The sequence below is a fragment of the Chroococcidiopsis sp. SAG 2025 genome, from assembly GCF_032860985.1.
Classification (GTDB): Bacteria; Cyanobacteriota; Cyanobacteriia; order Cyanobacteriales; family Chroococcidiopsidaceae; genus Chroococcidiopsis.
Genome location: NZ_JAOCNC010000001.1, coordinates 4,955,076 through 4,980,548, shown reverse-complemented (window position 1 = coordinate 4,980,548; position 25,473 = coordinate 4,955,076). Strand labels below are relative to the sequence as shown.

Genomic DNA, 25,473 nt, shown 5'->3' with positions numbered 1-25,473 from the left:
TCAGCCTGCTTAGGTAGGCTTCGTTTGTCTAGCTTGAGACTTTAATCTATGAACGACTGTAAATTTTGTTTGGATATATTTGTTCAAAATAGACAATAGCAGCCTCGCCAAAAGCCTTAACCGCAGCAGCTCCAATTGCTGGTTGAACCAGTCCTCCAACAAATGGAACAACTCCTGCTATTCCACCGCCGATTCTAAAAAGTAATTGTCCTCCTCCCATTGCCATAATTACACCAGCAACTGCTCCAGCTCCACCAGCAGGTATTAAATCAACCTGATAAACTTGGGCAATACGAATTACTACAGCAAACTGTACAGTCGTCAGCCCTGCTTGGAAGGCTGCTACACCGATGACAGGAATACTACCAGCAACTCCTGCTGCTGCTCCTCCTCCCATCATTAATAAAAGTTCATCTCTTGCTTGGTCGCGGCAATATTTAGGCGTATAATTCTATGTACAAGTTTAAACAGCGATCGGGCTTACGCAGTCAGTATTCATAGCCCTTATAGATAGGATGCCCAACTCGATCGGTTAATTTTATCTATTCTGCAAGAATTACTTGTAATTAATAGATAGTCAATCCAGATAGTAACTTTTTTCTTGCCACAAACTCTATAAATAGCAAAGTATTGCGAGCAATACTTTTATAACCACAATTGCTTTCCTGCTGTCTCTCTTAATACACGTAGATAGTGCTTATCTGAGTGGCTGGATGTGCCAATTAAAGATGTTGCATCCACATTAATGATTTTATAATGTTGGTCTTTGATTGGTTTAAGACCACAAGGACTATTTCGTAATAGTTCTCCAGCTTTATATTCTCGTGATAATTTGCTGTCTTTAGAGTTGTATACGTTGACAATTCGTCCAGTTAGAGATGAAGTTTTACTTCCCCAGGCTTTATCTCTCGGCACAGCTCCACCTAGAAAAACTGTATCTTTTAGAACTTTCTTAGAACTATCCCAATACTCCATACCGTAATATATAATACGAACTCCTAGTGAGTAACCAATTAATGAAATAGCCTTTTCAGGAATGGTTGAAACTAAGTTAGGTAGGTAATCTTTGCCTACACGCTTAGCTTTACTTTTGATTTGCTCCCAACGGTAATTGCATCTAAATTTCTTCCAATTATCATCCCCTGATTCCCACCAGAGATGATAAATAGAGCCATTCCACCCCGCTTGTCTTAACGCTTGTCTCCATTGCCTTTCTGCTTGTTCATCAAAATTATTTTCACTTATATATCCAGTTATCAAAATTATTGCTGAGGATTTTCCTTTAGATGGCTCAAGAAACTCAAGAAAGGGACGATCCATAGTATTATTATGTTTAAGTGTTGAATCAGATAGTTCTTCCAAGCAAAGATAAAGCTATTAACTGTACAAATTTTTGAAAAATCCTGCAAGAATAATGAGTAAGCTTTTCTCTGTGAAGGCTTGAAATTGCTAGATTCAAACTAGCGTTAAATACAAAAGGATCGGTAGAGCTGTTTTACGTAGAGATGTGTAAATTTTCAGTTAAGTCTTACAAGCTGTACGGCAAAGGAGTCCAGTAAATCTACTATTGCTTGTACTGCGATCGCCTCATAACACATATGACATTCACTAGACTAGCCAGCAATGAAATTGAAACGATCGTCAAGCAATTTGAAGCGTATTGGGTTCGGGAATGGATTCACCTTCTGCTTGCCAAGCTTCCAAATACATTTCAATGACTTCTTCACCATTACGAATTGCTTCCTCGCGAGTTTTACCATGAGTGCAAGGCATAAGAACGCGATCGCTAAACTCTGGAATTGCGACTAGAAACAGCCAATTTTCATCCAATTATTATTTATTACTTTAATGAGTAGCATTCACTCATGGGTAGCTTCGCTAAGAGCTTTATGAATAACTTCATCACTTACACCATGACGTTTTAAACTGGCAATTAATGCAGAAACAGTATTGCCTTCAAATCGCTCAAGATCTACTCGAAGTCCCTGACCAATATATGCTCGAATTAAGGGTTGATAACCAGAAAATCCGAGTAGTGGAGCTAACCGTTTTAAATCGTCCACTACATCTTCAGGAATACGAATGGTAATAGTAGTCATGGGGCGATTCTTATCTAATCGTTTTTTCAAAGTTTCAGTTTTCATAGTATTCGCGCTCCTTGCGCGTTGCTTTCCGAGCTGAAATAATCCGAATTATGTTATTTCGCTCGAACTCAATATGAACCACATATAAAAGATTCCATCGACTATCCATGCCAATAATTGCATCCCGCGCTTCATCATTGCGACTGGCATCAACCACAACTAGAAACGGATCGAAGAAGGCTTCTGCGGCTTGCTGAAATGTTATTCCATTATGCTTACCAAGATTATTTCGAGCTTTTTCCTCATTCCATACAAAGGTAATGCCATTCAGCACGAAGTAGGTGTCCATGCCTCATAGTGTAGGTAAATCGTATTTACATTGTCAATACAATCTTAGTGAGGCTGTATGCGATCGCCCAATAGCACCTGTAACCCGTATTCCGCTACACTACATTGATGCTGCCCTCATCGCCCATCCATGTCAGACTCCCAAAGCATTAGTGCTGCTGTCGCTAAACTCTACGACACGTATCCCTTTCCCCCAGAACCGCTTCTCGACGAACCACCCCCTGGCTATAACTGGCGCTGGAATTGGCTAGCCGCCTATAGCTTCTGTACCGGACAAAAACCGCAAAAACAAGATATCCGCATTCTCGATGCTGGCTGCGGTACGGGGGTAGGAACTGAATACCTAGTCCACCTCAACCCCCAAGCCCAAGTTGTGGGAATCGATTTGAGTGCGGGTGCTTTGGCTGTGGCGAGAGAACGCTGTCAGCGTTCGGGTGCTAATCGGGTTGAATTCCATCACCTGAGTTTGTACGACGCGGAACAGCTACCAGGGGAATTCGATTTAATTAACTGTGTAGGCGTATTACATCACTTACCAGATCCGATACGTGGAATTCAAGCTATTGCATCTAAACTCGCCCCAGGCGGAATCATGCACATCTTCGTGTATGGAGAATTGGGGCGCTGGGAAATCAAATTAATGCAACAGGCGATCGCACTCCTGCAAAATGACAAGCAGGGCGATTATCGTGATGGCGTGCAAATTGGCAGAAAACTATTCGCCTCACTACCAGAAAATAACCGTCTTGTCAAACGCGAAAAATCACGTTGGGCGATGGAAAATCAGCGAGATGAATGTTTTGCAGATATGTACGTTCATCCGCAAGAGATTGACTACAATATCGATACTTTATTCGATTTAATTGATGCTTCTGGATTAACTTTCTTGGGCTTTTCTAACCCGAAATTTTGGCAAATAGAGCGGCTTGTGGGCAAAGATCCGAGTTTATTGGAAAGAAGTAACTCATTGAGCGATCGCAACACGTATCGTTTAATCGAACTATTAGATCCAGAAGTTACCCATTACGAATTTTTCTTGGGTCGTCCGCCGCTACCGCAAGCCGATTGGTCGTCAGATACAGCCTTGCTCGCAGCCATTCCCGAATTAAATCCTTGCATAGACGGCTTTCCGAGTCGTTGCTTATTCAACTACGACTACCAAATCGTCAATCTCACAGAAACCGAACTGGAATTTTTACAAGCTTGCGATCGCCAGTTAACAATAGGTGAAATTTTAGCTAACGTAGAACTGGGCATAGAAGGGGTGCGATCGCTCCTTTCCCAACAACTAATCGTACTTTCGCCTGGTTAACTCTTTTTTAAGTATTGTTACCGTAACGTGGTATGATTCTACGTGGCTCATCAGAGTCGAAACATTAGCGTCAGCGTCATTTGCGAGTTTTTGTGAACTTGTCAGACGAATCAACAACACCAACACCTGCAATTGAGGAATCTCAACCTGGTTCTACTACCACACAAGAAAAGACTTCCTCAATGCAAGAGTTTTATCAACTCTTCCAAGGATTATTGTCAATCACCCTTGGATTGACGGGGGTTATTTTTATCTCTGTGTGGATTTTCTATTCCCTCAACACTGCCCTGAACTATTTGCTCGGAGCAGTCACAGGTATGGTTTACTTAAAAATGTTGGCTAGAGACGTTGAGCGGCTAGGTCAAGAAAAAAGACAACTGAGTAAATCTCGGTTTGCCCTATTTATTGGGTTGATTGTAGTCGCAACTCAATTGCGTCAACTACAAATTCTTCCTATATTCTTGGGGTTTCTGACTTATAAAGCCACGCTCATCGTCTATACGATTCAATCTGCTTTCATTCCTAACTCTAAATAAGTTAGGAACCCGCAAAATTAATCGCCCCATTCTCGCTTTTTGGGAAAACTGCTTGAATGCAAATGCTTAGCGTCACAAACACCTTTAATTTATTCCCTCTTGCCTCGTTGGAAGTAGGTCAACATTTTTTATGGCAATTGGGCAATCTCAAAATTCATGGGCAAGTTTTTCTCACCTCGTGGTTTGTGATTGGCATTCTAGTAGTTGCTTCTATAGCAGCTACTCGGAACATCCAGAAAGTCCCTAGTGGTATCCAAAATTTAATGGAATACGCGCTAGAATTCATTCGGGATTTGACCAAGAATCAGATTGGTGAGAAAGAGTATCGTCCTTGGGTTCCATTTATTGGCACGCTGTTTCTGTTCATTTTCGTATCGAATTGGTCTGGTGCTTTAATTCCCTGGCGGTTAATTAAGTTGCCATCAGGTGAATTAGCCGCTCCAACTAACGATATTAATACAACAGTAGCGCTGGCGTTGTTAACTTCTTTAGCGTACTTTTACGCGGGTTTTAGCAAACGCGGTTTAGGGTACTTTAAAAAGTATATTGAGCCAACGCCAATTCTGTTACCGATCGCAATTTTGGAAGATTTCACCAAACCTCTTTCTCTAAGCTTCCGACTATTTGGTAACATTTTAGCGGATGAATTAGTAGTAGCGGTTTTAGTTCTACTCGTACCTCTGTTTGTACCTCTGCCAGTGATGGCATTAGGTTTGTTTACTAGTGCGATCCAAGCCCTGGTTTTTGCTACCCTCGCAGCAGCATACATTCATGAGGCGATGGAGGGTCATGGTGGTGAAGAACATGAGGCTCATTAGAGCAACTCATGATGAAGTCAGAAGTCAGAGTTAATTGATAACTGACAACTGAAAAGAAAGTTTGTTGTGTACTCAAAGTAAGGAAAATCAAGATGGATCCATTAGTTTCTGCTGCTTCAGTTCTAGCTGCCGCATTAGCAATCGGTTTAGCTGCAATCGGTCCTGGTATCGGTCAAGGAAATGCTGCGGGTCAAGCAGTAGAAGGTATTGCTCGTCAACCCGAAGCAGAAGGAAAAATTCGCGGTACTCTGCTGTTGACTCTAGCATTCATGGAATCGCTAACCATTTACGGTCTGGTAATTGCCCTAGTATTACTGTTTGCTAACCCCTTTTCCTAAAACCTAAATTCTTATCTTTGTAGAGACGTTCTGAAGAGCGTCTCTACAACTGAGTGAGAACTTTTTTCAATCAGATCGCGTGTAAATTGCCTCTCAAACAACAGAGGATTTTTAGAATATGAAAGGGTGGATGATGTTGCTTGGCATGAAAACAGCCATTCAAGCCAAAGGGGAGAAATAATGTTTGATTTTGATGCTACTTTGCCCTTAATGGCGTTGCAGTTCCTACTGTTGGCATCTGTATTGAATGTCATTTTCTACAAGCCACTAACAAAGGCACTGGACGACCGCGATAATTACGTCCGCACGAATAATGTTGAAGCAAAAGAACGTTTGGCAAAAGCAGAGCGATTAGCAAAAGAATACGAGCAGCAAATAGCAGATGCTCGTCGTCAATCGCAAAAAGTTGTTGCCGACGCTCAAGCAGATGCACAAAGAATAGCGGCGGAAAAAATAGCAGAGGCACAAAAAGAAGCCCAAGCACAACGAGAACAAGCAGCTCAAGAAATTGAGCAACAACGACAAGCAGCTATGGCTTCGTTGCAGCAACAGGTAGATGCCCTCAGTCGCCAAATCGTAGAAAAGCTGTTAGGAACAGTAACCAGTTGAACAGTGAACAGTGACCAGTGACCAGTGACCAGTGAATTCTAACTTCTGACTCCTGATTCCTGACTCCTGATTTCTGACTCATAACTGACAACTGATAACTGACAACTGAAAATGTGGATGGGTATGATGGGAAGTTTTATCTGGTTGGTGACACAAGGTAGCCCACTACTTGCTGAAGCGGCAGAAGCAGAAGCAGGCGGGTTTGGTCTTAATTTTGATATTTTAGAAACAAACCTAATTAACCTGGCTATTCTTGTTGGCGTACTAGTATATTTTGGCAGCAAGGTAGTAGGAAAAACCTTGAGCGATCGCCGCGAACGCATAGAAACAGAAATTGTAGCGGCAGAAAACCGCGCCAAAGAAGCAGCAGCAGCACTGCAAAAACAGCAGCAAAGATTGACAGAAGCTCAAGCGGAAGCCGAAAGAATTCGCCAAAGCGCGACAACGAATGCTCAGCAAGCCAAAGAGCAAATCTTGGCTCAGGTGGGAATAGATATTCAACGCCTAAAAGAGACAGCAACTCAAGATTTAAACACGGCAAGAGATCGAGCGATCGCTCAACTGCGAGCTTCTGTAGTTGCAATGGCTTTACAAAAGGTAGAATCCCAATTGGAATCGGGATTAGACGAAAATATCCAACAACAAACAATCGATCGCAGCATAGCACTACTAGGAGGCAGTAAATGAGCAGCAATGCCATGAACGAACAGGTAGTGCAGCCTTACGCCCAGGCATTGATGTCTGTGGCGCGTAGTAATAACCTGACGGAACAATTCGGCGAAGATGCCCGTACTTTAACGAATTTGTTGCGGGAATCAGAGCAATTTCGTAACTTTCTCGCTAACCCCTTCGTCAGCATCAGCGACAAGAAAGCAGTATTGGGGCGAGTTGTCGGCGATAATGTCAACCCCTACATGCGTAACTTCTTAATGCTGTTGGTAGACCGCCGCCGCATTATTTTGTTAGAAGGGATTTGCCAACAGTATCTCGCCCTGCTGCGGCAACTGAATCAAACTGTTTTAGCCGAAGTCACTTCCGCTGTCGAACTGACTGAAGAACAAAAGCAAGCTGTGCGGGATAAAGTCATTGCCATGACCAACGCCCGTCAGGTAGAACTAGAAACAAGAATCGACCAAAGCTTAATCGGTGGTGCGATCGTCAAAGTTGGTTCTCAAGTGATCGACGCTAGTATCAGAGGACAACTGCGCCGCCTTTCTTTACGACTTACTAGCGGCACTTAAAAAGGATGAAAGAGGAAGAAGGAAGTTGAACCTTTTCCCTCACTCCTCACCCCTCACCCCTCACCCCTTAAAAATACACCATGATCAGTATCAGACCTGACGAAATCAGCAGTATTATTCAGCAGCAAATCGAGCAATACGACCAAGAAGTTAAAGTTGCTAACGTTGGTACGGTATTGCAAGTAGGAGATGGTATCGCCCGGATCTATGGCTTAGAAAAAGCTATGGCTGGCGAACTCTTAGAATTTGAAGATGGAACCGTTGGTATCGCCCTGAACCTAGAAGAAGACAACGTAGGTGCAGTATTGATGGGTGAAGGTCGCGACATCCAAGAAGGCAGTTCCGTTACCGCTACAGGTAAAATTGCCCAGGTTCCAGTTGGAGAAGCCACAATCGGACGTGTTGTGGATGCTCTCGGTCGTCCGATTGATGGTAAGGGAGACATAAACACCTCAGAATTCCGTTTGATCGAGTCTGGCGCACCTGGTATCGTAGCGCGGCGTTCGGTATACGAACCAATGCAAACAGGAATTACCGCGATCGATGCAATGATTCCCGTAGGTAGAGGACAGCGGGAATTAATTATCGGTGACAGACAAACAGGTAAAACCGCGATCGCCATTGACACGATCATCAACCAGAAAACCGAAGATGTAATCTGTGTATACGTCGCGATCGGACAAAAAGCTTCCACCGTTGCTAACGTAGTCCAGACCTTACAAGAGAAGGGCGCAATGGACTACACCATTGTCGTTGCAGCTAACGCCAGCGACTCCGCTACCCTCCAGTACCTCGCGCCATACACGGGGGCAGCATTGGCAGAGTACTTCATGTACAAAGGCAAGGCAACTCTAATCATTTACGATGACTTGTCCAAGCAAGCTGCTGCTTATCGCCAAATGTCATTGTTGCTACGTCGTCCACCAGGACGGGAAGCATACCCTGGAGACGTATTCTACCTCCACTCTCGCTTGTTGGAACGTGCGGCAAAACTTAGCACCGAACTAGGTGAAGGCAGCATGACAGCCCTACCAATTATCGAAACCCAAGCAGGGGACGTATCGGCTTATATTCCTACCAACGTAATTTCCATTACCGACGGTCAAATCTTCTTAACTTCCGACTTGTTCAACGCTGGTATTCGTCCAGCAATTAACCCTGGTATTTCCGTATCGCGGGTAGGTTCGGCAGCTCAAACCAAGGCAATGAAAAAAGTTGCTGGTAAGCTGAAACTGGAGTTGGCACAGTTTGATGAATTGCAAGCTTTCTCGCAATTTGCCTCCGACTTAGATAAAGCCACCCAAGATCAGTTGGCACGAGGTCAGCGTTTGCGGGAACTACTCAAGCAGCCGCAAAATTCCCCGTTAGGAGTATTCGAGCAAGTTGCCATCCTTTACGCTGGGATTAACGGCTATATGGACGACATCGCCGTAGATAAAGTTACCACTTTCACCAAAGGACTGCGGGAATACCTGAAAACCAGTAAACCCAAGTATGGTGAAATCATCCGCAGCGAACGACAACTTACCGATGAAGCCGAAAAGTTGTTGAAAGAAGCAATTACCGAATACAAACAAACCTTCTTAGCAACAGCGTAGGTAATGGTTAATGGTTAATGGCTAATGGCTAATGGCTAATGGCAATGAACAATTAGCTATTAGCTATTAGCAACCACCAACTACCAACTACCAACTACCAATTACCAAAAGACGATGGCTAATCTCAAATTAATCCGCGATCGCATTCAGTCGGTCAAAAATACGAAAAAAATTACAGAAGCGATGCGTTTGGTGGCAGCGGCTAGGGTGCGTCGCGCTCAAGAACAGGTACTTTCTACTCGTCCGTTTGCCGATCGCTTAGCACAAGTACTGTATAACCTACAAACTCGCTTGCAGTTTGAAGATGTCAACCTACCGCTATTCAAAAAACGAGACATTCGCTCCATTGGTTTGCTGGTAATTACAGGCGATCGCGGTTTGTGCGGTGCTTATAATACCAACGTGATTAAACGGGCAGAAAACCGCGCTAAAGAACTTCAAGCTGAAGGCTTGGAATACAAATATATCCTTGTCGGACGCAAAGCCATCCAGTATTTTCAACGCCGCAACCAACCCATTGATGCAACGTATACGGGTTTAGAGCAAATTCCTACAGCAGCAGAAGCTTCTAATATTGCTGACGAGTTGCTCTCCCTGTTTTTGTCGGAAAGCGTAGACAGAGTTGAGTTAATTTATACCAAATTCGTCTCGTTGGTTAGTTCTCGCCCAGTGGTACAAACTCTGTTACCATTAGACGCTCAAGGTTTTGAAGCCGCAGACGATGAAGTTTTCCGGCTGACTACCCGTGGTGGTGAATTTGAAGTGGAAAGACAGAAAGTTTCTGCCACTGCACGGAGTTTTCCCAAGGATATGCTATTCGAGCAAGATCCCGTACAAATTCTCGATGCTCTGTTGCCTTTGTACCTGAATAACCAACTATTGCGAGCATTGCAAGAATCTGCTGCCAGCGAATTAGCGGCGCGGATGACAGCTATGAACAACGCCAGCGATAACGCCAGCGAATTGATCAATACCCTCACGCTGTCTTACAACAAAGCACGGCAAGCCGCTATTACCCAGGAGATTCTCGAAGTTGTCGGCGGTGCGGAAGCTTTGAAATAAGATCCCCCCTGCCCCCCTTTTCAAGGGGGGAACAATGCCCTCTTTTTCAAGAGGGATTGGGGGATTGTTCCGATCTGCCTGCCAAAATCTTCACGGCAAATTATAATGGGATAAGAAGCACATGGGGCTTTCAAGGTTTCGACAGGTTGGCGAAAGCTACTCTGTGATACAGGTCGAGAGTGAGTCTCCTCTCGTAAATCAAAGGCTCAAAAAAACGTAACTGCGAACAACATCGTTCCTTTTGCTCGTAAGGCTGCTCCTGTAGCTGCCTAATAATCTCTCAAAGATTCGAGCGCTTGTAGTTTGACTCCGTTAAGGACTACAGGCAAACCCCAACGGATGCTCTAGCAAGGTTTCTTCGATTTACTTGCTAGTTAAGACTTAATCGAAGCATCCTACGTGCGGGATAATGCACGATCCCTGCCTTGAGGGTTAGAAAGGCTAAGCCTGTGAATGAATAGGGGGTTAATACCCAATTTGGACACGGGTTCGATTCCCGTAAGCTCCACTTAAAAACCAAAACTGAGCTACCCACCTCGAAGTTAAATTCCGGGTGGGTAATTTTTTGGCGTAACCATAAATAGAAAATGTTGGTGCGATCGCCACCGCAATAATACAGATTTTTCCCAACAGCGTCTTAAATTATTTCCGCAATCTTCACCAAGAAGATTAGCTGTTGCTTGTGGCAATGTTAATCTAGCAGACTTGCGAGCGGTCTTGACTAGTACTGCTAATTGTACTGGGTTCGTCAGCTATGAGAACTTGTCTGAAGTTTACTGTATTATTTCGCGTCTGAGAATTTCTATGAATTTCCAATTTAACTTGTTAAAATTTCCACTGTGGCAATATTTGACTCAGCCTATATTTGATGCCAATACAAAATTAGTTCTCAATCCTCAACAGTTTGAGGCGCAACATAGAATCCAGCTTTTAGAGCGTTGCTGGTGTAAAGAGTACGACTCGAAGGATAGTTTTTTTAATAAGTAGGACGAGTGAAAAAAACTGTATAATTCTAAAGTTTAGTAAGCGGGTGATGGGACTCGAACCCACGACATCGACCTTGGGAAGGTAGCGTTCTACCACTGAACTACACCCGCGAATGAACTCAGCGCGATCGCGTGAGTTGAAAAGTATCACTTATTATAGCTCTATTTAACAAGGGAGAACTAGAGCAGATGTACTTTTGTGCTATTTCCCTCACAACTGCCAAAAACGCCTGTCTGACAAAAGAACGATCGTTTCATCACGATCGGAGCCATTTTTAAGGCAGATGGTTGCACGTAATTGCCCCTAATGCCACGTTTTTAATACTTTTAGCGATCTAGAGAAGTTAGATTAACCTTTATTAAGCAAGAAAATATCCGGTAGTCCTATGTTATGCTGCTGACGAAAGAAAATCTTGGTCAGAATTGGGGCTGCCAAATATGGGTGCAGCGATCGCCCGTCATGTCATAACTGTATTAACAGCTAGCAGCTTGTTTGTCGCTCAACCAACATTAGCAATCCCTGCGAGCGAATACCGTGCCTTGGGATTATCCTATCGCGCTGCGGCAAAATATCCACAGGCGATCGCGGCTTTGCAAAAGTCTGTAGAACTCGAACCGCAAAATCTCTCTGGACGAGTTTTGTTAGGCTGGACGCAACACCTAGCCGGACAAAAAGAAGCGGCGGCTGAGTCTTTAATTCAAGTTTTATACCGCGATCCGAATTCTATTCCAGCTCTCAACGCTTTGGGAATTGTCTATTTAGTCGGTGGTAAATTGAATGCTGCTGTATTCGTTCATGCATGGGCAGCAATTTTACAACCAAAAAATGAGATTGCTTATTACAATCTCAGCTTAGCTTTTGAGCGATTGCAGTCCTACGAACCTGCGATTGGTGCAGCAAAACGCGCCGCCCAGCTAGAACCAACCAACCCTCATCCTCTAGTTGCTCTCAGTCTCGCCCATTGGCAGAAGGGCGATCGCGCTGCGGCTCAAGCTGCTTACCGACAAGCATACAATCTAGATGGGCGGTATCGCGATCGCGGTTTTCTCAACCATCTCCTGCAAGCTGGGTTCAGCCAGCCGCAGATTGAGATGACAAAACACATTTTAGCTGCAACTTTTCCCTAACTCTCACTCGAAATGTAGTTTTTTAACAAGGTTTAAACTAAAATTTAATAAAATTTTGCTTGCATAAATAATTAACATTAGTTAAGTGTTCTTGAACTTACGAGAATACTATTATATACGAAACTATAGCAATCCTAGATGAATCGTGAAATCGATTATTCGTGTAGAGACGTTACATGTAACGTCTCTACACGGGAAACATTCACACATCAATTTGAATTGCTATATAACCATTACTAAAATCTTTTTATGATGGATAATTCGTATCCCTTCGAGGACAATCAACTAATAGAAGAGTTAGCTAGAAATCTCAATTTGGCAACCCCAGAATATTCTGCATTACCAGAAGCAGAGAAAACATTAGATCGGCAGGCTATTGAAGATGTATTTAACCTACTGCTAAGACACATCATTTTTCAACCAGAAATCTACGTTTCTATACCGAAGTTTTCCTATCGACAACGAGTCACAAATCTATTCGATCGCCTTGCGCCCACAATTTGGATGAAGCTATCCATAATTGGAGCGAGTTTTTTATCTCGGCTGCTATTGGTTTAGGTTTGTTTAGTCCAACAGCAACAACACCTATCAGAATATATATTTATCTTTTTGGTTTTTTTGGCTTGTTATTTGCCATCCTCTGGGAAGTTAGATGGTTAAGACAGCTATCTGTTCAACAGATAATTCATAATCCAAAAGAAATAGCCTGTTTAGATTTTGAAGTAGCTAGAGCGCAAGCCATCGGCTATGAATTAGATTTAGTCGATAGAATTATTAAAACGGCAAATTTTAGCAAACAAGTGATTCAGTATGTAGAAAATAAAATTCACTCTGAGCTATCATTTCAAACGCAACAGGCAAATCTAGCAAATAAAATTATTAAACTAGCTGCAATCTTTATCATTTTAAGCTTGGTTTATACTTCTATGCCTTTGCAGCTTTTACTACACTCAATTTTGTTAAATAACCTAGCAATACTCAATTCTATCGTAGCGGTTGTAGCTGTATTAGGTGCAGGTGTAATTCTATTTGCCGAATGGGTGGGAGACACAGTTGTACAGGGGAAAATTACTAGCTATAAAATTTGTGAAAATTTATTAAAACAAGCGCGAGTGCTGTTAGAAGATTGATGTGGCTGTCATTAAGAAATCGGCAGTTGGAAGTCGGAATTCAGAAGCTAATATGTACCTCTCACCAACAACCAACAACCAATTACCAATTACCAATTACCAATTACCACTCTCATTTCTCCACACCTGAATGTCCTGAAAGTTCGCCCGCAGGTTCAAATCGCCCGCCTAAGTATTTGGCTAAAAATTCCTCGGCTTTAGCATAGAAATGCAAGCGATTTTCGGGACGGGCAAAACCATGTCCCTCATCCGCGTACAGTAGATATTCAACTGGTTGATTGGATTGCCGCATTGCTGCCACAATTTGTTCGCTTTCTGCTTGTTTTACCCTCGGATCGTTGGCTCCCTGTCCAATTAACAAAGGTTTTTGAATACGATCGCAGTAAAATAAGGGCGATCGCGATTTGAGAAATTCTGGTTCTGTCTCTAAATCTCCCAGGCGATGGGCAAACATAGCTTTCATCGGTTCCCAGTAAGGCGGAATACTCTGCATCAGCGTAATTAAATTGCTGGGACCGACGATATCAACTCCAGCTGCAAATACCTCTGGCGTGAAAGTTAACCCCGCTAGCGCCGCATAGCCACCGTAGGAACCACCCATAATCGCTACTTTTTGAGGGTCAGAAATACCTTGTTCTACTAGCCAATTGACTGCATCGATCAGATCGTCGTGCATCTTTGCACCCCATTCGCGGTTTCCCGCATTCAGAAACGCCTTACCGTAGCCAGTAGAACCGCGAAAATTGACTTGCAATACCGCATAACCTCGGTTCGCCAGCCATTGCACTTCTGGATCGTAACCCCAAGTATCCCGCACCCAAGGACCTCCATGCACTAGAAGAATTGTTGGTAAGTTCTTAGCTGGAATTCCTACAGGTGTTGTGAGATAGCCGTGAATTGTTAACCCATCTCTTGTAAGGTAGGAGACAGGTTGCATGGTTGCTAATTGCAACTCTTCGAGTTTGGGTTGGTTGCTAAAAAGTAAAGTGCTACTTTTGGTTGCGCGATCGTATGTGTAGTAGTAAACTGGTCCATTGTCAGTGATGTAAGCTACTAACCAAGTTTTATCCGCCAAGTCGCGGCTTGTAATGTTGTATTCTCCAGGGCGGACTTGGGCAATTGCTGCTAAATCAGCAGCTATACTTTGGTCGAGAATTTGCCACTCTTGTTTGTCGCGGTAAAAAGAAACCGCTTGCAGAATGTGAGAAGTTGGGTGAACGATAACACTATCGACATCGTATTCTGGATCTTCAGCAATAACAGTCTCTTGACGAGTCGCTAAGTCTAGGGCGAGGAGGCGTTGGGCGTTAGCATCGTGACTGCCGACGATATACAAAGTTTTGTCATCAGCAGAAAAGCTGACAGCGTAGCCTTCATCCTCGGAACTCCAATGGCGTAAATTTTCCCAAGCTGATTCTTGAGATTTGCGGTAAAGTAGGTCGTACCCACCATCAGCCGTAGCCGCGATCGCAGCTTGAACTTGAAATTGAGTATTCACAGTCCAAGAGACAATGTTACCTGGGTTTTCCGTGTCAAACTCTACTGCCCCATTTTTGAGGTTAACGCGGTAAACATCGTGCTTGCTTAAATCTGGCAAATTTAACCCCACCAAAAATTCATGCGGGAAGTTATGGTCTAAGGCGAGGGGTTGCGCCTGTACCCCTTGAAACGGAGTCAGGTCGCGGACAATATTCGTATTGATATTGACTGCATAACAGTGCCAGTTTTCATCGCCATCGGCATCTTGAAGGTAGATTAGCTGTTCGCCATCAAACGTCCAGAAGTACATGCGGATACCCCGTTTTTTATCCTGGGTCAGTTGGCGATCGTCTTGTTGTCCTACAGTACGCACCCATACTTGCAGGATATTTTTTTCATCTGGAGCAATATACGCCAAATACTTGCCATCTGGGGAGAGTTGAGGACGGGCGCGTTCTGGGTTGCCGAAGAGAATTTCCCGTGGAATTAACGGTGGTAGTTGAGTTTGAGGTTGACTAGCTGTTGTTGTCACCATACTTGCCTCCTGATAATTGCTCTTTTACGATTGTTACCGCAATTGAGCGGAAGCCGCAGGATGGTTAGGGAATGCGATTGGCGATCGCTATGACTCCGCGATCAAGATGATTCTACTCATGCAGGCACTCTCTGGCGCATCTTTTCTGATTATGTTTGCTAGCTTGTTGGTTGCATCGAACTCATTTGTCCTAGCTCAACACTTACAGCATCAAAGCGATCGTCTCCAGGACGGTAGGACAAAACTTCTAAACCAATTGGCTCACCACTCACCCCATCCTTAATCAAAATTACACCGTCTCCAAGCTCAGTACCAATTTGGTTCCTTCTTGGAACTTGCCAAAATACGCTTAATAGCTCTGTCTCTGGTTCGTAAAACACCTTTATTTGAGCCATACTGTTTCCCCCTCCTTAATCGCATTGGTTTGATAGGCTGTGATGAGGAATCCATCTCCATTTAAGCGCCGCGCCACCGCAACAACCCAACGTTCTTCTCGCCGTACCCGATAAAACAATAATACTTCTGCATCTCTGCTACTGCGTCGAACTTCGTCCGGTGCAGCAAGAGCTAATCGAATTAGCTCCTCTAATTCCTCAAGATCCGGATGCTTGACAATTAGCCGTTGCCAGTATTATTCGGATGTTTTAACTGTAAATCCCAGCGGTGTAGAAATTTCAAACTTCATGGAAATGCTAAAAATACTGGGTTAGTATCATCACCTAGAAGCGAAGCCAGCGATCGACAGCAATCCCCAGAAAACTAGTGCGCTGCCAATGCCAAACCAAAGCGACGGAATTTCTTGTAGAACTACAGATGCAAATAACACTGCAAACATTGGCTCTAGCAGTAATATTGCAGTTGCCAGTACGACTGGTAAACGCTGCGCCGCTACTGTGTAGCACAAAAATGGTAAAGCAGTGGAAAAAATTCCCAATCCTAATAATACGAGAATAACTTGTCGATCGATTTCGATTCCAATTGACGCTGGGAAGAGAACTGCACACAAAAAAGATAAAATACTTCCTAGTAAACAGGTCAGAAAAACCACATTTATCGATTTTGGCGCAATGTTTTGCTTAGCAAATGCATTAAACCAAAGTGTATAAATTGCGATCGAACCAGCAGCACCTAATGCCAAAAGGTAGCCGGCTAGAGTTGCCAAAGAGACAGCGCGATCGGTAGATAGCTGAGGCAGCACGATCGCACTGACTCCAGCCATAGCCAGCAGCATTCCAAAGCTTTCACTTCGTTTAACGTGTAAGCGCACAACATATTTGTAGGTAATAATAAACAAGGGTGAGGTTGTGAATAATAATGTCACTTCTCCCACAGGAGCTAGCTGAAATGCTGTCGTACCTAAGACATAACCCCCAATAGCTGGTAAACTCAACCACCAGATCGGTGGCGTGCGAAGGGAACGAGTCAGATCGTGTCGGACACTTGGTGCTAGAAAAAGTATCGGCAGCATTGCAGCAGTGGCGACGAGAAAGCGACCCGCCAAAACTGCAAAGGGAGACCACCCTGGAAGCCAGCGGACAAATACACCTACCATACCCCAAGTAGCTGCGGCACATAGAGCTGCCATCAAGCCTTGAGTGTTTAGTGTGGGTTGAGTCATCTAAATTTCATCAGTTTTGTTGCCCATTGATGACAAAACGGCAAGCATAAATGCGATCGCATTTCATCATTCAATAACTTCGCGTAGATACAGAATTATCGAACTTCACATCTTATTTTTTCTTTAATGCCTTTTTCACCAATTCAGCAATTTGCGAAGGGCGTTCTGCGACTGGAACTTTTGCCGCTTTGAAAGCTTCTAACTTGCTTTTTGCCGTACCGACATTATCCCCTCTGCCAACCACGGCTGCTAGCGTCCCGGTATGCCCCCAGTGTTTGCCAGCTGGCGCATGACAACCAGCAATGTATGCAATAACTGGTTTATCGATCGCCTCGGCAATGTAACGCGCCGCAGCTTCTTCACTATTTCCCCCAGGTTCCCCGACTAAAACGATTGCTTCTGTGGTGTCGTCTTCATCGAAAATTTGCAGCCATTGAAGAAAAGAAGAACCAATAATTGCATCACTGCCAATACTGACAGCAATTGACTGCCCTAACCCTGCTTTAGTCAATCCCAAGGCAATTTCGTAAGTCAGAGTCGTGCTGCGACTGACAATACCAATCGAACCTGGAGTATAAAATTCGCTGGCATGGGTTCCCAAAAGTAATTTGCCAGGAATGATAATACCCGGACTATTGGGTCCGACAATTATGGTTTCGTTTGCCTCTGCTTTACGCAACAAGCGCACCATATCCAAAGGAGGCACGCCAGCAGAGATAATAATAATTTGTTTGATCCCAGAAGCGATCGCCTCTAAAGCAGCATCCAAAGCTTGATAGGGAGGGACGAAAATAATCGTCGTATCGATCGCCCCAACTGCCGCTACTGCCTGTTCGACCAAATCGAACACGGGTAAATCGTCAATGGATGTCGTTTGACCGGGACTAACTGCGGCAACAATCTGCGTTCCGTAGGCTTGCATACGAGCAATGTAGGGCGACCAGAGCGATGCTGTCATGCCCTGAATTAAAACTTTACTATCAGGCTTTAATTTCATCACTCACTTCTTCTAGGCAACGAACTTTTCGCGACACGGACGACTTGGGCGATCGCTTCGTCTAAATCTTCCATTGATGAGACTTGTAACGCATCTAGCTTTGCTTTCGCATCTGCTAAATCCGTTCCTGCCAAGCGCACGACTAGTTTAGGGTATTGGGCATGAGAACGAGTTTTGTGCGTCTTATTTTCGTGCTGTTGTACGAAAGTCGCGATCGCCTCAGCCACCTCTACAGTTGTCGGCACGCTACAAAGAATATTAACTAAGATCGCATGGATAGATTTATCTTGAGCGATCAATTCTAGACCTTGGATGACGCGATCGCAAAAATTCAACCCCCCATTTGCGCCAATTCTTCCATGTCCCACATTTAAGCAAACAGATGGTTTGCGGTGACTGGCTGTGGCGATCAAATCTAAAGTTGCCATCAATAACCCCGCGCCATTGCCCAAAATTGCAATATTTCCCGACTTATCTACTTCATTCCACTTGCCAACTTGAGCGACTGATGGATCACCGTTAGGACGGCTAGCTTTTTTTTCTGCCATCATCAAAATATCGGGATGGCGGGCGATCGCTTGGTCGTTGACAGTAACTTTACCATCCAATGCCATTAACTCCCCAGTCGAACTAACCCCCAAAGGATTGATTTCGATCAGATCCAAATCTTTCTGCACGAATAAACCGTACATTTTTTCTACGATAGCGCTGACCGATGCCAGTGCATCTCCCTGCAAGCCCATTTTGACTGCTAATCGGCGGGCATAAAACGGTGAAAAATCTCGTTCGACTACGACTTGTTGTAAAGCTTCTGGATTGGATTCGACATCGATTCCTCCTTGTGTAGAACCCAGAAGCAGCGGACGGCGAGCAACTGCATCGATAACTATGGCTAGGTAAAACTCGCGATCGGAGTTATATTTTGCTTCCGCTAATAAAACTTCAGGAAATTCCCCTAAAATTGGTAAATTAAAAATTGTTTGTGCTGCTGCGATCGCGTCGATCGTGTTCGTAACGATCTTCACTCCCCCAGCTTTTCCCCTACCTCCCGTCCGCACCTGCGACTTGAGTACTACTGGATAGGGAATCTTCAACCCCTTCAAATCGCGGGGACGATCGATTCTTTGGGAAGGTAAAACTGGAATACCAATCTCGCGAAACCATTCTTTAGCTTGATACTCTAGTAGATCCATTTTTAGAGGGGTGAGGAGCGAGGAGCGAGGAGTGAGGAGACAAGGGAGAGGGGGGAGAGGGGGAGCAATTCTAGTCACTAGTCACTAGCCACCAGCCACTGCTGACTGATAACTGTCAACCAATTACCAATTCATTTATACTTCATCCTTCAAGCCTAAACGATGCTTTTGCCAGTCTCGCGCTACGAGGTTGATGCCGTAAAACCGCTGCCAAAAGCGATCGACAATTTTAGTTGATAAAACTTTCGTCATCATAAACACCAAAAAATTTCCCCCTGTAGCTGCAATATAGCGCGGGCGGGGATGAGAGTCTGTCAGTGCTTTAACAATTGCTTCTGCAACTCGTTCGGCACTCCAAGCACGGCTACTCGTGTGTTTCTCTAAATCTTTTAATTTTTCAAAAGCAGCGCGATATGGCGTGCGTTCGGGGGTGGCTACCGTTGATTCTACAGCTTGGGCGGCGGCGATAAAAAAATCCGTGCTGACTGGACCTGGTTCGATGACGCTGACTTTAATATTAAACGGTGCGAGTTCCATCCGCAAAGCATCGCTGAGTCCTTCGAGAGCAAATTTTGAGCCACTATACAAGCCGCCAAACGGGAAAGCCATCCTGCCACCCAACGAACTGATATTGATAATTCTGCCACCACCGCGATCGCGCATCAGCGGGATTAAGCTACGGATGAGCGCTAAGGGTGCTAGCACGTTGATTTGAAATTGTCTGGCAGCAGCTTGGTGAGGAATGAGTTCTATGGGTCCCATTTGTCCGTAGCCAGCATTATTAACTAAAGCATCAACGCGACCGAATTTGGCGATCGCGGCTTGGGCTAGGGCTTCAACTTGGTCAGTCTGTTCTAAATCTGTGGGAACGACGAGAACTTCTGCTCCCAATTGCCGACAATGGTTAGCGACCTTTTCCAGCTTGTCTGCATCTCTAGCTGCCAAGACCAAGCGAATCGGATTAAATCGTTCTGCTAAAATTTTTGCCAACGCTGCCCCAATGCCAGTAGAAGCACCAGTAATTAATACAACTTGTTCGGATAAAGAAAGCATTTTTAGTTAATTTAGCGAGCAACAATTAGGGCGAGTCAAACAATCCTACCCTATGTTCTGCAAAGATCTTAAAGCGACGAGGGCAAACTTGTCTTATATCTGAGGAGACAGGAGACGAGGAAGACAGAAGACAGAAGAAAACCCCATATTCAAAAATAGGGGTTTCGATAATGATTTATGGCAGAAGGAGATGGGAATAGACGCAGACAGAAAAATAAATCAAAAGGAGATCTTGTCAGCTGATATTGAGCCAATATTTCATTCCTTTGAGCAATCTATAGCATAGATTACTCCTGTCTCCTGTCTCCTTGCTTACTCTGTTTTCTTATCCTTTCACAACTTCTCTCGCCAAGAACTTCTCTAGTTCCGTCAGCGCATCAGCATCAACTTTTGTTTGCATTGGGCAGAATTTGGGACCGCACATCGAGCAGAATTCAGCAGTTTTATAAATATCTGCTGGCAGGGTTTCATCGTGATATTCCTTTGCCCTGTCTGGATCGAGGGATAATTCAAACTGACGGTTCCAGTCGAAATTGTAACGGGCGGTTGAAAGCTCGTCATCCCTATCTCTAGCACCGATGCGGTGTCTTGCCACGTCCGCAGCGTGGGCGGCAATTTTGTAGGCAATCAAACCATTTCGCACGTCTTCAGCATCGGGTAAACCCAAATGTTCTTTAGGCGTGACGTAGCATAACATTGCCGTACCATACCAACCTGCCATTGCTGCCCCGATCGCAGAAGTGATATGGTCGTAGCCTGGAGCAATATCTGTTACCAGCGGTCCCAATACGTAGAAGGGTGCTTCCGAACACTCTTCCATCTGCTTGCGGACGTTAAATTCAATTTGATCCATCGGGACGTGTCCTGGTCCTTCTACCATGACTTGGACATCGTGTTCCCAGGCTTTACGAGTCAGTTGTCCTAAGGTTTTCAACTCTGCCAACTGTGCCTCGTCGGATGCATCGTGGAGACAGCCAGGACGGAGCGAGTCACCCAAACTAAAAGACACGTCGTATTTCTTAAAAATCTCGATAATGTCGCGCAAGTGCGTGTACAGCGGATTCTGTTTGTGGTGGTGCAACATCCACCGCGCTAAAATACCTCCACCACGGGAGACAATTCCAGTAATTCGGTTTTTGACTAATGGCAAATGCTCGATTAAAATTCCAGCATGGATTGTCATATAGTCTACACCTTGCTGGGCGTGTTTCTCGATGATGTGGAGAAAATCTTCCGCAGTAAGCTTTTCAATACTACCGTGGACGCTTTCTAAGGCTTGATAGACTGGTACAGTGCCAATTGGCACGGGAGAAGCGTTAATAATTGCAGTGCGAATTTCATCTAAGTTACCGCCGCCTGTGGATAAGTCCATGACGGTATCGGCTCCGTATTTTACCGCTAGATTGAGTTTGGCAACTTCTTCATCTAAATTGGAAGAGTTGGGCGAAGCACCAATATTAGCATTCACCTTACATTTGGAGGCGATGCCAATACACATCGGTTCCAAATTGGGATGATTGATATTGGCAGGGATAATCATTCTGCCCCGTGCTACTTCATCTCGAATCAACTCCACGGGTAAATTTTCCCGTCGGGCGACATGATGCATTTCTTCGGTTATCACACCTTTACGGGCAAAGTGCATTTGAGACACGTTATCTTGCCCGCGACGCTTCGCGATCCATTCTGTACGCATTTCGAGTTCCTCGCATAAACAGCTTCCCTCCGCTGGTATTACCCAGTCTCAGGTTCTAAGGGACTGTCTCAGCCTGGTTTCCCAGACACCCCTAGCTATGGTTGTCGATTGTATCACTTCTACCTAGCCGCAGTTTGTTAATTTTTGAGTTAATTAATTTTTTTCTATGTATGCAAGCTAAATGATTGTTGGAGTCAAGCGAAAAATCATAAAAATAATATTTGGCGGGAAAAGTACACCGTCTATTTCCGAAAAGATTAGACTAAAAATACCAACCATTGCTTCAGGATTCTACACGCAATGTTAGCCCCTATACTAAGTTTACTGACTTACATCACAACATCAGTTACCTTTACACCGAGCGATTTATCCAATTCCAGTGGCTGGCAAAGCGATCGCAGCACTCAATTAGCTAAGCAACAAAATAGCGCGATCGAACAGTTACTATCTACTAATGAATGCGAAGGATGCAACTTAGAGAATGCCGATCTGCAAGGTGCAAAACTGAGGGGAGCAAAACTGAGAGGAGCAAATATGAGAAATGCTAACCTTAGCTATGCCAACTTAGAAAATGCTGACTTAGAAAATACAAATTTAGAAAATGCTAATTTAGCAAGTAGCAATCTTCGAGGTGCAGAATTGGAAAGTTCTTACCTGAGATCTGTCGATTTAGACAATGCTAATTTGCATAATGCCAACTTAGAAAAAGTCAATTTAGAAAATGCCAATCTCGAAGGTAGTAATCTTCGAGGTGCAAATCTTGAGACTGCTTATCTTAGAGGTGTTAATTTTCGAGATGCCGATTTACAACTAGCAATATTAGCAAATGCCAATCTTCAGGATGCCAATTTTCAGCGGGCTATTCTCCGAGATGCTGTACTCGATGATGCTTATTTGGGAAATACGAATTTAAGAAATGCCGATTTACGAAATGCTTCTCTCCAAGATGCAAATTTGCAAGGGGCAAAATTAGCAGGAACTAATCTGCGCGGTGCAGATCTTAAAGGTGTTTATTTACCTGACGGTATGAGAAATGATTAATCTGCTCTACCAAATCTACCTCAAATACCTCTGCAAACGATCGCGCAACTTGCAATTTCACCTGCTCTAGTTGAATATCTGGTATCCACGCTTGCAAACTACCCACGGGTTTATCGGCAATACCGCAGGGGACAATTTTACTGAAACCTGCCATATCGGGACAGACATTCAAAGCAAAACCGTGCATTGTCACCCAGCGACTGACTTTAATCCCGATCGCGGCTACCTTGTATCCTTCCAACCATACCCCAGTTAACCCAGGTACGCGATCGCCCTGCAACCCGTAAACTGCTAATACGCGAATTAAGACTTCTTCTAGCTGCCGCAAATACCAGTGCAAATCTTTGTGGTGGAATTGCAGATTTAAAATCGGGTAGCCTACCAGTTGACCGGGACAGTGATAAGTTACCTCTCCGCCTCTTTCTATCCTATATACTTCATCTGCACTTTTGTCAAGGTCGAATTGCAGAAAATCTAAACTAGCTCCGTGTCCTAAAGTGTAGACTGGCGGGTGTTCCAACAAAATTAAGACATCAGGTAAATCGGGGTCTTGGCGGCGCTGTTGCAACAGATGTTTTTGCCAATTCCAAGCTTCAGCGTAACAGACGTGTCCGTAATTATAAAGATAGCATTGACGGCGTTTCATGGAGATGTTTACAAGCGATCGCGGAAAAATTCAAGCGTATTTTTTACCAAATTTTATTGCATTTGCGATTGACTACATCAAGAAATGTCAAGGAATGCGAAGGATATTAAAAAGAACTAAAACCTCTCTGTTTTCCAGAATACAAAGTGCTAACTTGAAAGTAGAAACACAAACACAGCAGGGAGGAAGGCTTTACCACCACGCCAGACTCGATGTGGAAGTCGAGATTCTACTAGGAAAAATCCCAGATCGCCCTCCAACTGGGAAATACCTGTAGTTTATCAGCAGGAACAAACCCTTTTCGGCAGGAAGTGCGACTGGTAAATTTTCATCGCAAAATAGCGAAGTTGATAAACTAAAGCGTGGTGAAATGGTGACAAAGAGCGCACCAATCGATTGATTTCTGGAGTACTTAAAACACCAGAATTCGGGCTTTTAGTAAGTAGACACTGACAGCAAATTGTTGCTGCTTTGTATTTAACCTAACACAAATTTGGTTCGTATCCATCGGGAGAATTAAATATGAAGCTTGTGATCCATGGCAAAAACATCGAAATCACCGATGCCATTCGCGAGTACGTGAATCAGAAAATAGAAAAGGCAGTCAATCATTTTCAAACTCTAACCACTGAAGTAGATGTTCATTTGTCAGTAGCCCGCAATCCCAGGATCAATCCAAAACAAGCAGCGGAAGTCACAATTTACGCCAACGGAACTGTAATTCGGGCAGAGGAAAGTAGCGAGAACTTATACGCCAGCATCGATCTAGTTGCTGATAAAATTGCCCGACAGCTACGCAAGTATAAAGAAAAATTGCAAGACAAGAAAACTCAGCCAAAAACTAGCTTAGAGGCAGTAGAACCACCCGTTGTTAACGATTTGATTGGCGATCGCACTCCCGAATTACCCAGCGAAGTCGTTCGTACAAAATACTTCGCCATGCCACCAATGACACTGAATGAAGCCCTAGAACAACTACAACTCGTCGATCACGATTTTTATATGTTCCGCAATGCCGAAACTGGAGAAATAAACGTCATTTACGAACGTAATCATGGTGGTTATGGCGTAATTCAGCCCCGCAACGGTAACGGACACACGCACGGTAATGCTAAGAACGGTAAAGCCCAAACTTCGGTAGAAAAGCCACAAATTTCTAAGTCGTAAGTCGGGGAAGAAAGCTGAGGGAGCGATCGGGAGCGATCGGGAGTAAAATCACGCACTACTCTCTTTCCCGACTCCCGACTCCCGACTCCCGACTCCCAACTCCCTGCTCGTGCGCTCCCTGATAACGACAACTGTTAACTGTCTAAGCCTACAATGGAATTGGTGAGAAGTTGCTAGGAAGGTAGCGATGAGAGTACCACAGGCTTTCTTGACAAAATTCCGAGCTGCATTTGTCGGTGTCAGCATACTGATGCTAGGGATGCAACCTAGCTATGCTATAGAAACGTTACCAAGGCAAGTCAAACCGCAAGAAAACCTACAGGTAGCAGCAACGCACAACAATCGAGGCGTAGAGTTAGCCGAACAGGGAAAATTCTCAGAAGCGATCGCGGCTTTCAATCAAGCAATTGAAATTTATCCTCAGTACGAAAACGCTCACAATAATTTAGGGCTGGCTTTTGGTAATCTGCAACAATATTCTCAAGCAGAGAACGCCTTCAAACACGCCCTGGAGATCGATCCGCGTAATTTTGAAACCTACAATAATTTAGGAATCGCCCTCGGTAGTCAAGGCAAATTTGCAGAAGCGATCGCTGCTTTTCGACAAGCAATTCAACTCAAGCCCAACGATCCAACCTCTTACCAAAACCTCGGCGTAGCATTTTGGAGTCAAGGAAATTTGCCCCAAGCACAAGCATCTTTGCATAAAGCCAAAGATCTCTACTCCACGCAAAACAACCCCACAGGCATAAGTCATGTAGAGCAGATTTTGCAACAGATGGAAAAGTAATGGGTAATAGGTAATGGGTAGTTGGTAGTGGTGCGTAAATTTTGAATGCGTGAATTTTGAATTGCTCT

At 44.2% G+C, this 25,473-nt stretch carries 30 protein-coding genes, 1 tRNA gene, 1 other RNA gene and 1 riboswitch; of the genes, 17 read left to right on the top strand and 15 right to left on the bottom strand.

Annotation, left to right across the window (positions count from 1 at the left end):
• Positions 1 to 46: 46 nt before the first annotated feature.
• From N4J56_RS24465 to N4J56_RS24445, 5 genes are all read right to left on the bottom strand, one after another.
• On the bottom strand, positions 47 to 400 hold the full coding sequence (locus N4J56_RS24465) for a hypothetical protein (RefSeq protein ID WP_317108811.1): 354 nt from the start codon (positions 398 to 400) through the stop codon (positions 47 to 49).
• A gap of 245 nt (positions 401 to 645) precedes the next feature.
• The gene (locus tag N4J56_RS24460) at positions 646 to 1,320 is read right to left on the bottom strand and encodes a DUF726 domain-containing protein (protein ID WP_317108810.1); all 675 of its coding nucleotides are present in this window, start codon (positions 1,318 to 1,320) and stop codon (positions 646 to 648) included.
• A gap of 321 nt (positions 1,321 to 1,641) precedes the next feature.
• Positions 1,642 to 1,830, bottom strand: coding sequence for a type II toxin-antitoxin system HicB family antitoxin (locus N4J56_RS24455; protein WP_317108809.1), 189 nt, complete (start codon positions 1,828 to 1,830; stop codon positions 1,642 to 1,644).
• Positions 1,831 to 1,859: 29 nt separating this feature from the next.
• Entirely contained in the window at positions 1,860 to 2,144 is a 285-nt protein-coding gene (locus N4J56_RS24450; protein ID WP_317108808.1) for a hypothetical protein, read from the bottom strand.
• Positions 2,134 to 2,433: a BrnT family toxin gene (locus tag N4J56_RS24445; protein WP_317108807.1), complete on the bottom strand. Its 300-nt coding sequence runs from the start codon at positions 2,431 to 2,433 to the stop codon at positions 2,134 to 2,136. The genes N4J56_RS24450 and N4J56_RS24445 overlap by 11 nt, the downstream gene beginning before the upstream one ends.
• A 129-nt stretch (positions 2,434 to 2,562) precedes the next feature.
• Here N4J56_RS24445 and N4J56_RS24440 point away from each other — a divergent pair, with 129 nt between their 5' ends.
• The 10 genes from N4J56_RS24440 to ssrA all read left to right on the top strand — a co-directional run bounded on the left by N4J56_RS24440 (position 2,563) and on the right by ssrA (position 10,457).
• Complete coding sequence (locus tag N4J56_RS24440; protein WP_317108806.1) at positions 2,563 to 3,744, top strand: class I SAM-dependent methyltransferase; 1,182 nt, start codon at positions 2,563 to 2,565, stop codon at positions 3,742 to 3,744.
• Positions 3,745 to 3,836: 92 nt separating this feature from the next.
• Positions 3,837 to 4,280 (top strand): ATP synthase subunit I, encoded by a 444-nt coding sequence (locus tag N4J56_RS24435; protein ID WP_317108805.1) that lies wholly within the window; start codon positions 3,837 to 3,839, stop codon positions 4,278 to 4,280.
• A gap of 56 nt (positions 4,281 to 4,336) precedes the next feature.
• Positions 4,337 to 5,098 (top strand): F0F1 ATP synthase subunit A, encoded by a 762-nt coding sequence (gene atpB / locus N4J56_RS24430; RefSeq protein ID WP_015156240.1) that lies wholly within the window; start codon positions 4,337 to 4,339, stop codon positions 5,096 to 5,098.
• Between the two features lie 92 nt (positions 5,099 to 5,190).
• A complete protein-coding gene (atpE, locus tag N4J56_RS24425; protein ID WP_008233924.1) occupies positions 5,191 to 5,436 on the top strand; it encodes an ATP synthase F0 subunit C in 246 nt (81 codons plus the stop codon).
• A gap of 180 nt (positions 5,437 to 5,616) precedes the next feature.
• Complete coding sequence (locus tag N4J56_RS24420) at positions 5,617 to 6,045, top strand: F0F1 ATP synthase subunit B' (protein WP_015156239.1); 429 nt, start codon at positions 5,617 to 5,619, stop codon at positions 6,043 to 6,045.
• 117 nt (positions 6,046 to 6,162) lie between these two features.
• Positions 6,163 to 6,732 (top strand): F0F1 ATP synthase subunit B, encoded by a 570-nt coding sequence (locus tag N4J56_RS24415; RefSeq protein WP_410500581.1) that lies wholly within the window; start codon positions 6,163 to 6,165, stop codon positions 6,730 to 6,732.
• On the top strand, positions 6,729 to 7,286 hold the full coding sequence (gene atpH, locus N4J56_RS24410; RefSeq protein ID WP_015156237.1) for an ATP synthase F1 subunit delta: 558 nt from the start codon (positions 6,729 to 6,731) through the stop codon (positions 7,284 to 7,286). Before N4J56_RS24415 ends, atpH begins: the two co-directional genes overlap by 4 nt.
• Positions 7,287 to 7,366: 80 nt before the next feature.
• Positions 7,367 to 8,884, top strand: coding sequence for a F0F1 ATP synthase subunit alpha (gene atpA / locus N4J56_RS24405; protein ID WP_317108803.1), 1,518 nt, complete (start codon positions 7,367 to 7,369; stop codon positions 8,882 to 8,884).
• A 114-nt stretch (positions 8,885 to 8,998) separates the two neighbouring features.
• Positions 8,999 to 9,946: a F0F1 ATP synthase subunit gamma gene (locus tag N4J56_RS24400; RefSeq protein ID WP_015156235.1), complete on the top strand. Its 948-nt coding sequence runs from the start codon at positions 8,999 to 9,001 to the stop codon at positions 9,944 to 9,946.
• A gap of 123 nt (positions 9,947 to 10,069) precedes the next feature.
• Positions 10,070 to 10,457, top strand: a transfer-messenger RNA (tmRNA) gene (ssrA, locus tag N4J56_RS24395).
• Positions 10,458 to 10,971: 514 nt separating this feature from the next.
• Here ssrA and N4J56_RS24390 read toward each other — a convergent pair.
• Positions 10,972 to 11,043, bottom strand: a tRNA-Gly gene (locus N4J56_RS24390).
• A gap of 312 nt (positions 11,044 to 11,355) precedes the next feature.
• On the opposite strand from N4J56_RS24390, the gene N4J56_RS24385 reads away from it, so the two are divergent.
• The 3 genes from N4J56_RS24385 to N4J56_RS24375 all read left to right on the top strand — a co-directional run bounded on the left by N4J56_RS24385 (position 11,356) and on the right by N4J56_RS24375 (position 13,190).
• Complete coding sequence (locus N4J56_RS24385; protein WP_317108802.1) at positions 11,356 to 12,060, top strand: tetratricopeptide repeat protein; 705 nt, start codon at positions 11,356 to 11,358, stop codon at positions 12,058 to 12,060.
• Positions 12,061 to 12,309: 249 nt separating this feature from the next.
• Positions 12,310 to 12,618 carry a hypothetical protein gene (locus tag N4J56_RS24380; RefSeq protein WP_317108801.1) on the top strand — a complete coding sequence of 103 codons (309 nt, stop codon included), beginning with the start codon at positions 12,310 to 12,312 and terminating at the stop codon, positions 12,616 to 12,618.
• A complete protein-coding gene (locus N4J56_RS24375; RefSeq protein ID WP_317108800.1) occupies positions 12,561 to 13,190 on the top strand; it encodes a hypothetical protein in 630 nt (209 codons plus the stop codon). The genes N4J56_RS24380 and N4J56_RS24375 overlap by 58 nt, the downstream gene beginning before the upstream one ends.
• Before the next feature lie 112 nt (positions 13,191 to 13,302).
• On the opposite strand, the gene N4J56_RS24370 is transcribed toward N4J56_RS24375, so the two are convergent.
• The 8 genes from N4J56_RS24370 to thiC all read right to left on the bottom strand — a co-directional run bounded on the left by N4J56_RS24370 (position 13,303) and on the right by thiC (position 21,761).
• A complete protein-coding gene (locus tag N4J56_RS24370; RefSeq protein WP_317108799.1) occupies positions 13,303 to 15,204 on the bottom strand; it encodes a S9 family peptidase in 1,902 nt (633 codons plus the stop codon).
• Positions 15,205 to 15,362: 158 nt separating this feature from the next.
• Positions 15,363 to 15,599: a hypothetical protein gene (locus N4J56_RS24365; RefSeq protein WP_317108798.1), complete on the bottom strand. Its 237-nt coding sequence runs from the start codon at positions 15,597 to 15,599 to the stop codon at positions 15,363 to 15,365.
• Positions 15,587 to 15,820 carry a hypothetical protein gene (locus tag N4J56_RS41275; RefSeq protein ID WP_410500580.1) on the bottom strand — a complete coding sequence of 78 codons (234 nt, stop codon included), beginning with the start codon at positions 15,818 to 15,820 and terminating at the stop codon, positions 15,587 to 15,589. Before N4J56_RS41275 ends, N4J56_RS24365 begins: the two co-directional genes overlap by 13 nt.
• Positions 15,821 to 15,919: 99 nt before the next feature.
• Positions 15,920 to 16,822, bottom strand: a complete 903-nt coding sequence (locus N4J56_RS24355; protein ID WP_317108796.1) for a DMT family transporter — start codon at positions 16,820 to 16,822, stop codon at positions 15,920 to 15,922.
• Positions 16,823 to 16,934: 112 nt separating this feature from the next.
• Entirely contained in the window at positions 16,935 to 17,819 is an 885-nt protein-coding gene (locus N4J56_RS24350) for a succinate--CoA ligase subunit alpha (protein ID WP_015154625.1), read from the bottom strand.
• On the bottom strand, positions 17,819 to 19,012 hold the full coding sequence (locus tag N4J56_RS24345; protein WP_317108795.1) for a succinate--CoA ligase subunit beta: 1,194 nt from the start codon (positions 19,010 to 19,012) through the stop codon (positions 17,819 to 17,821). Before N4J56_RS24345 ends, N4J56_RS24350 begins: the two co-directional genes overlap by 1 nt.
• Before the next feature lie 135 nt (positions 19,013 to 19,147).
• Positions 19,148 to 20,065, bottom strand: a complete 918-nt coding sequence (locus N4J56_RS24340; RefSeq protein WP_317108794.1) for an SDR family oxidoreductase — start codon at positions 20,063 to 20,065, stop codon at positions 19,148 to 19,150.
• Between the two features lie 325 nt (positions 20,066 to 20,390).
• The gene (gene thiC / locus N4J56_RS24335) at positions 20,391 to 21,761 is read right to left on the bottom strand and encodes a phosphomethylpyrimidine synthase (RefSeq protein WP_317108793.1); all 1,371 of its coding nucleotides are present in this window, start codon (positions 21,759 to 21,761) and stop codon (positions 20,391 to 20,393) included.
• Positions 21,762 to 21,768: 7 nt separating this feature from the next.
• Positions 21,769 to 21,864: riboswitch (TPP riboswitch) on the bottom strand.
• Positions 21,865 to 22,061: 197 nt separating this feature from the next.
• Here thiC and N4J56_RS24330 point away from each other — a divergent pair.
• Positions 22,062 to 22,802: a pentapeptide repeat-containing protein gene (locus N4J56_RS24330; protein WP_317108792.1), complete on the top strand. Its 741-nt coding sequence runs from the start codon at positions 22,062 to 22,064 to the stop codon at positions 22,800 to 22,802.
• Here N4J56_RS24330 and lipB read toward each other — a convergent pair.
• Positions 22,762 to 23,448, bottom strand: coding sequence for a lipoyl(octanoyl) transferase LipB (gene lipB, locus N4J56_RS24325; protein WP_317108791.1), 687 nt, complete (start codon positions 23,446 to 23,448; stop codon positions 22,762 to 22,764). The genes N4J56_RS24330 and lipB overlap by 41 nt on opposite strands.
• Here lipB and N4J56_RS24320 point away from each other — a divergent pair.
• The 3 genes from N4J56_RS24320 to N4J56_RS24310 all read left to right on the top strand — a co-directional run bounded on the left by N4J56_RS24320 (position 23,447) and on the right by N4J56_RS24310 (position 25,405).
• Positions 23,447 to 23,725 carry a hypothetical protein gene (locus tag N4J56_RS24320; RefSeq protein WP_317108790.1) on the top strand — a complete coding sequence of 93 codons (279 nt, stop codon included), beginning with the start codon at positions 23,447 to 23,449 and terminating at the stop codon, positions 23,723 to 23,725. The two genes, lipB and N4J56_RS24320, sit on opposite strands and share 2 nt — an antisense overlap.
• Before the next feature lie 245 nt (positions 23,726 to 23,970).
• Positions 23,971 to 24,615 carry a ribosome hibernation-promoting factor, HPF/YfiA family gene (hpf, locus tag N4J56_RS24315; protein ID WP_317108789.1) on the top strand — a complete coding sequence of 215 codons (645 nt, stop codon included), beginning with the start codon at positions 23,971 to 23,973 and terminating at the stop codon, positions 24,613 to 24,615.
• A 187-nt stretch (positions 24,616 to 24,802) separates the two neighbouring features.
• Complete coding sequence (locus N4J56_RS24310) at positions 24,803 to 25,405, top strand: tetratricopeptide repeat protein (RefSeq protein ID WP_317108788.1); 603 nt, start codon at positions 24,803 to 24,805, stop codon at positions 25,403 to 25,405.
• The last annotated feature ends 68 nt before the right edge of the window (positions 25,406 to 25,473 follow it).

Coding starts and splice junctions, on each gene's coding strand:
- N4J56_RS24465 (WP_317108811.1), bottom strand. CDS start 400: ATGATGGGAGGAGGAGCAGCAGCAGGAGTTGCTGGTAGTATTCCTGTC.
- N4J56_RS24460 (WP_317108810.1), bottom strand. CDS start 1,320: ATGGATCGTCCCTTTCTTGAGTTTCTTGAGCCATCTAAAGGAAAATCC.
- N4J56_RS24450 (WP_317108808.1), bottom strand. CDS start 2,144: ATGAAAACTGAAACTTTGAAAAAACGATTAGATAAGAATCGCCCCATG.
- N4J56_RS24445 (WP_317108807.1), bottom strand. CDS start 2,433: ATGGACACCTACTTCGTGCTGAATGGCATTACCTTTGTATGGAATGAG.
- N4J56_RS24440 (WP_317108806.1), top strand. CDS start 2,563: ATGTCAGACTCCCAAAGCATTAGTGCTGCTGTCGCTAAACTCTACGAC.
- atpB (WP_015156240.1), top strand. CDS start 4,337: ATGCAAATGCTTAGCGTCACAAACACCTTTAATTTATTCCCTCTTGCC.
- atpE (WP_008233924.1), top strand. CDS start 5,191: ATGGATCCATTAGTTTCTGCTGCTTCAGTTCTAGCTGCCGCATTAGCA.
- N4J56_RS24420 (WP_015156239.1), top strand. CDS start 5,617: ATGTTTGATTTTGATGCTACTTTGCCCTTAATGGCGTTGCAGTTCCTA.
- N4J56_RS24415 (WP_410500581.1), top strand. CDS start 6,163: ATGGGTATGATGGGAAGTTTTATCTGGTTGGTGACACAAGGTAGCCCA.
- atpH (WP_015156237.1), top strand. CDS start 6,729: ATGAGCAGCAATGCCATGAACGAACAGGTAGTGCAGCCTTACGCCCAG.
- atpA (WP_317108803.1), top strand. CDS start 7,367: ATGATCAGTATCAGACCTGACGAAATCAGCAGTATTATTCAGCAGCAA.
- N4J56_RS24400 (WP_015156235.1), top strand. CDS start 8,999: ATGGCTAATCTCAAATTAATCCGCGATCGCATTCAGTCGGTCAAAAAT.
- N4J56_RS24380 (WP_317108801.1), top strand. CDS start 12,310: ATGATGGATAATTCGTATCCCTTCGAGGACAATCAACTAATAGAAGAG.
- N4J56_RS24370 (WP_317108799.1), bottom strand. CDS start 15,204: ATGGTGACAACAACAGCTAGTCAACCTCAAACTCAACTACCACCGTTA.
- N4J56_RS24365 (WP_317108798.1), bottom strand. CDS start 15,599: ATGGCTCAAATAAAGGTGTTTTACGAACCAGAGACAGAGCTATTAAGC.
- N4J56_RS24355 (WP_317108796.1), bottom strand. CDS start 16,822: ATGACTCAACCCACACTAAACACTCAAGGCTTGATGGCAGCTCTATGT.
- N4J56_RS24350 (WP_015154625.1), bottom strand. CDS start 17,819: ATGAAATTAAAGCCTGATAGTAAAGTTTTAATTCAGGGCATGACAGCA.
- N4J56_RS24345 (WP_317108795.1), bottom strand. CDS start 19,012: ATGGATCTACTAGAGTATCAAGCTAAAGAATGGTTTCGCGAGATTGGT.
- N4J56_RS24340 (WP_317108794.1), bottom strand. CDS start 20,065: ATGCTTTCTTTATCCGAACAAGTTGTATTAATTACTGGTGCTTCTACT.
- thiC (WP_317108793.1), bottom strand. CDS start 21,761: ATGCGTACAGAATGGATCGCGAAGCGTCGCGGGCAAGATAACGTGTCT.
- N4J56_RS24330 (WP_317108792.1), top strand. CDS start 22,062: ATGTTAGCCCCTATACTAAGTTTACTGACTTACATCACAACATCAGTT.
- N4J56_RS24320 (WP_317108790.1), top strand. CDS start 23,447: ATGGAGATGTTTACAAGCGATCGCGGAAAAATTCAAGCGTATTTTTTA.
- lipB (WP_317108791.1), bottom strand. CDS start 23,448: ATGAAACGCCGTCAATGCTATCTTTATAATTACGGACACGTCTGTTAC.
- hpf (WP_317108789.1), top strand. CDS start 23,971: ATGAAGCTTGTGATCCATGGCAAAAACATCGAAATCACCGATGCCATT.
- N4J56_RS24310 (WP_317108788.1), top strand. CDS start 24,803: ATGAGAGTACCACAGGCTTTCTTGACAAAATTCCGAGCTGCATTTGTC.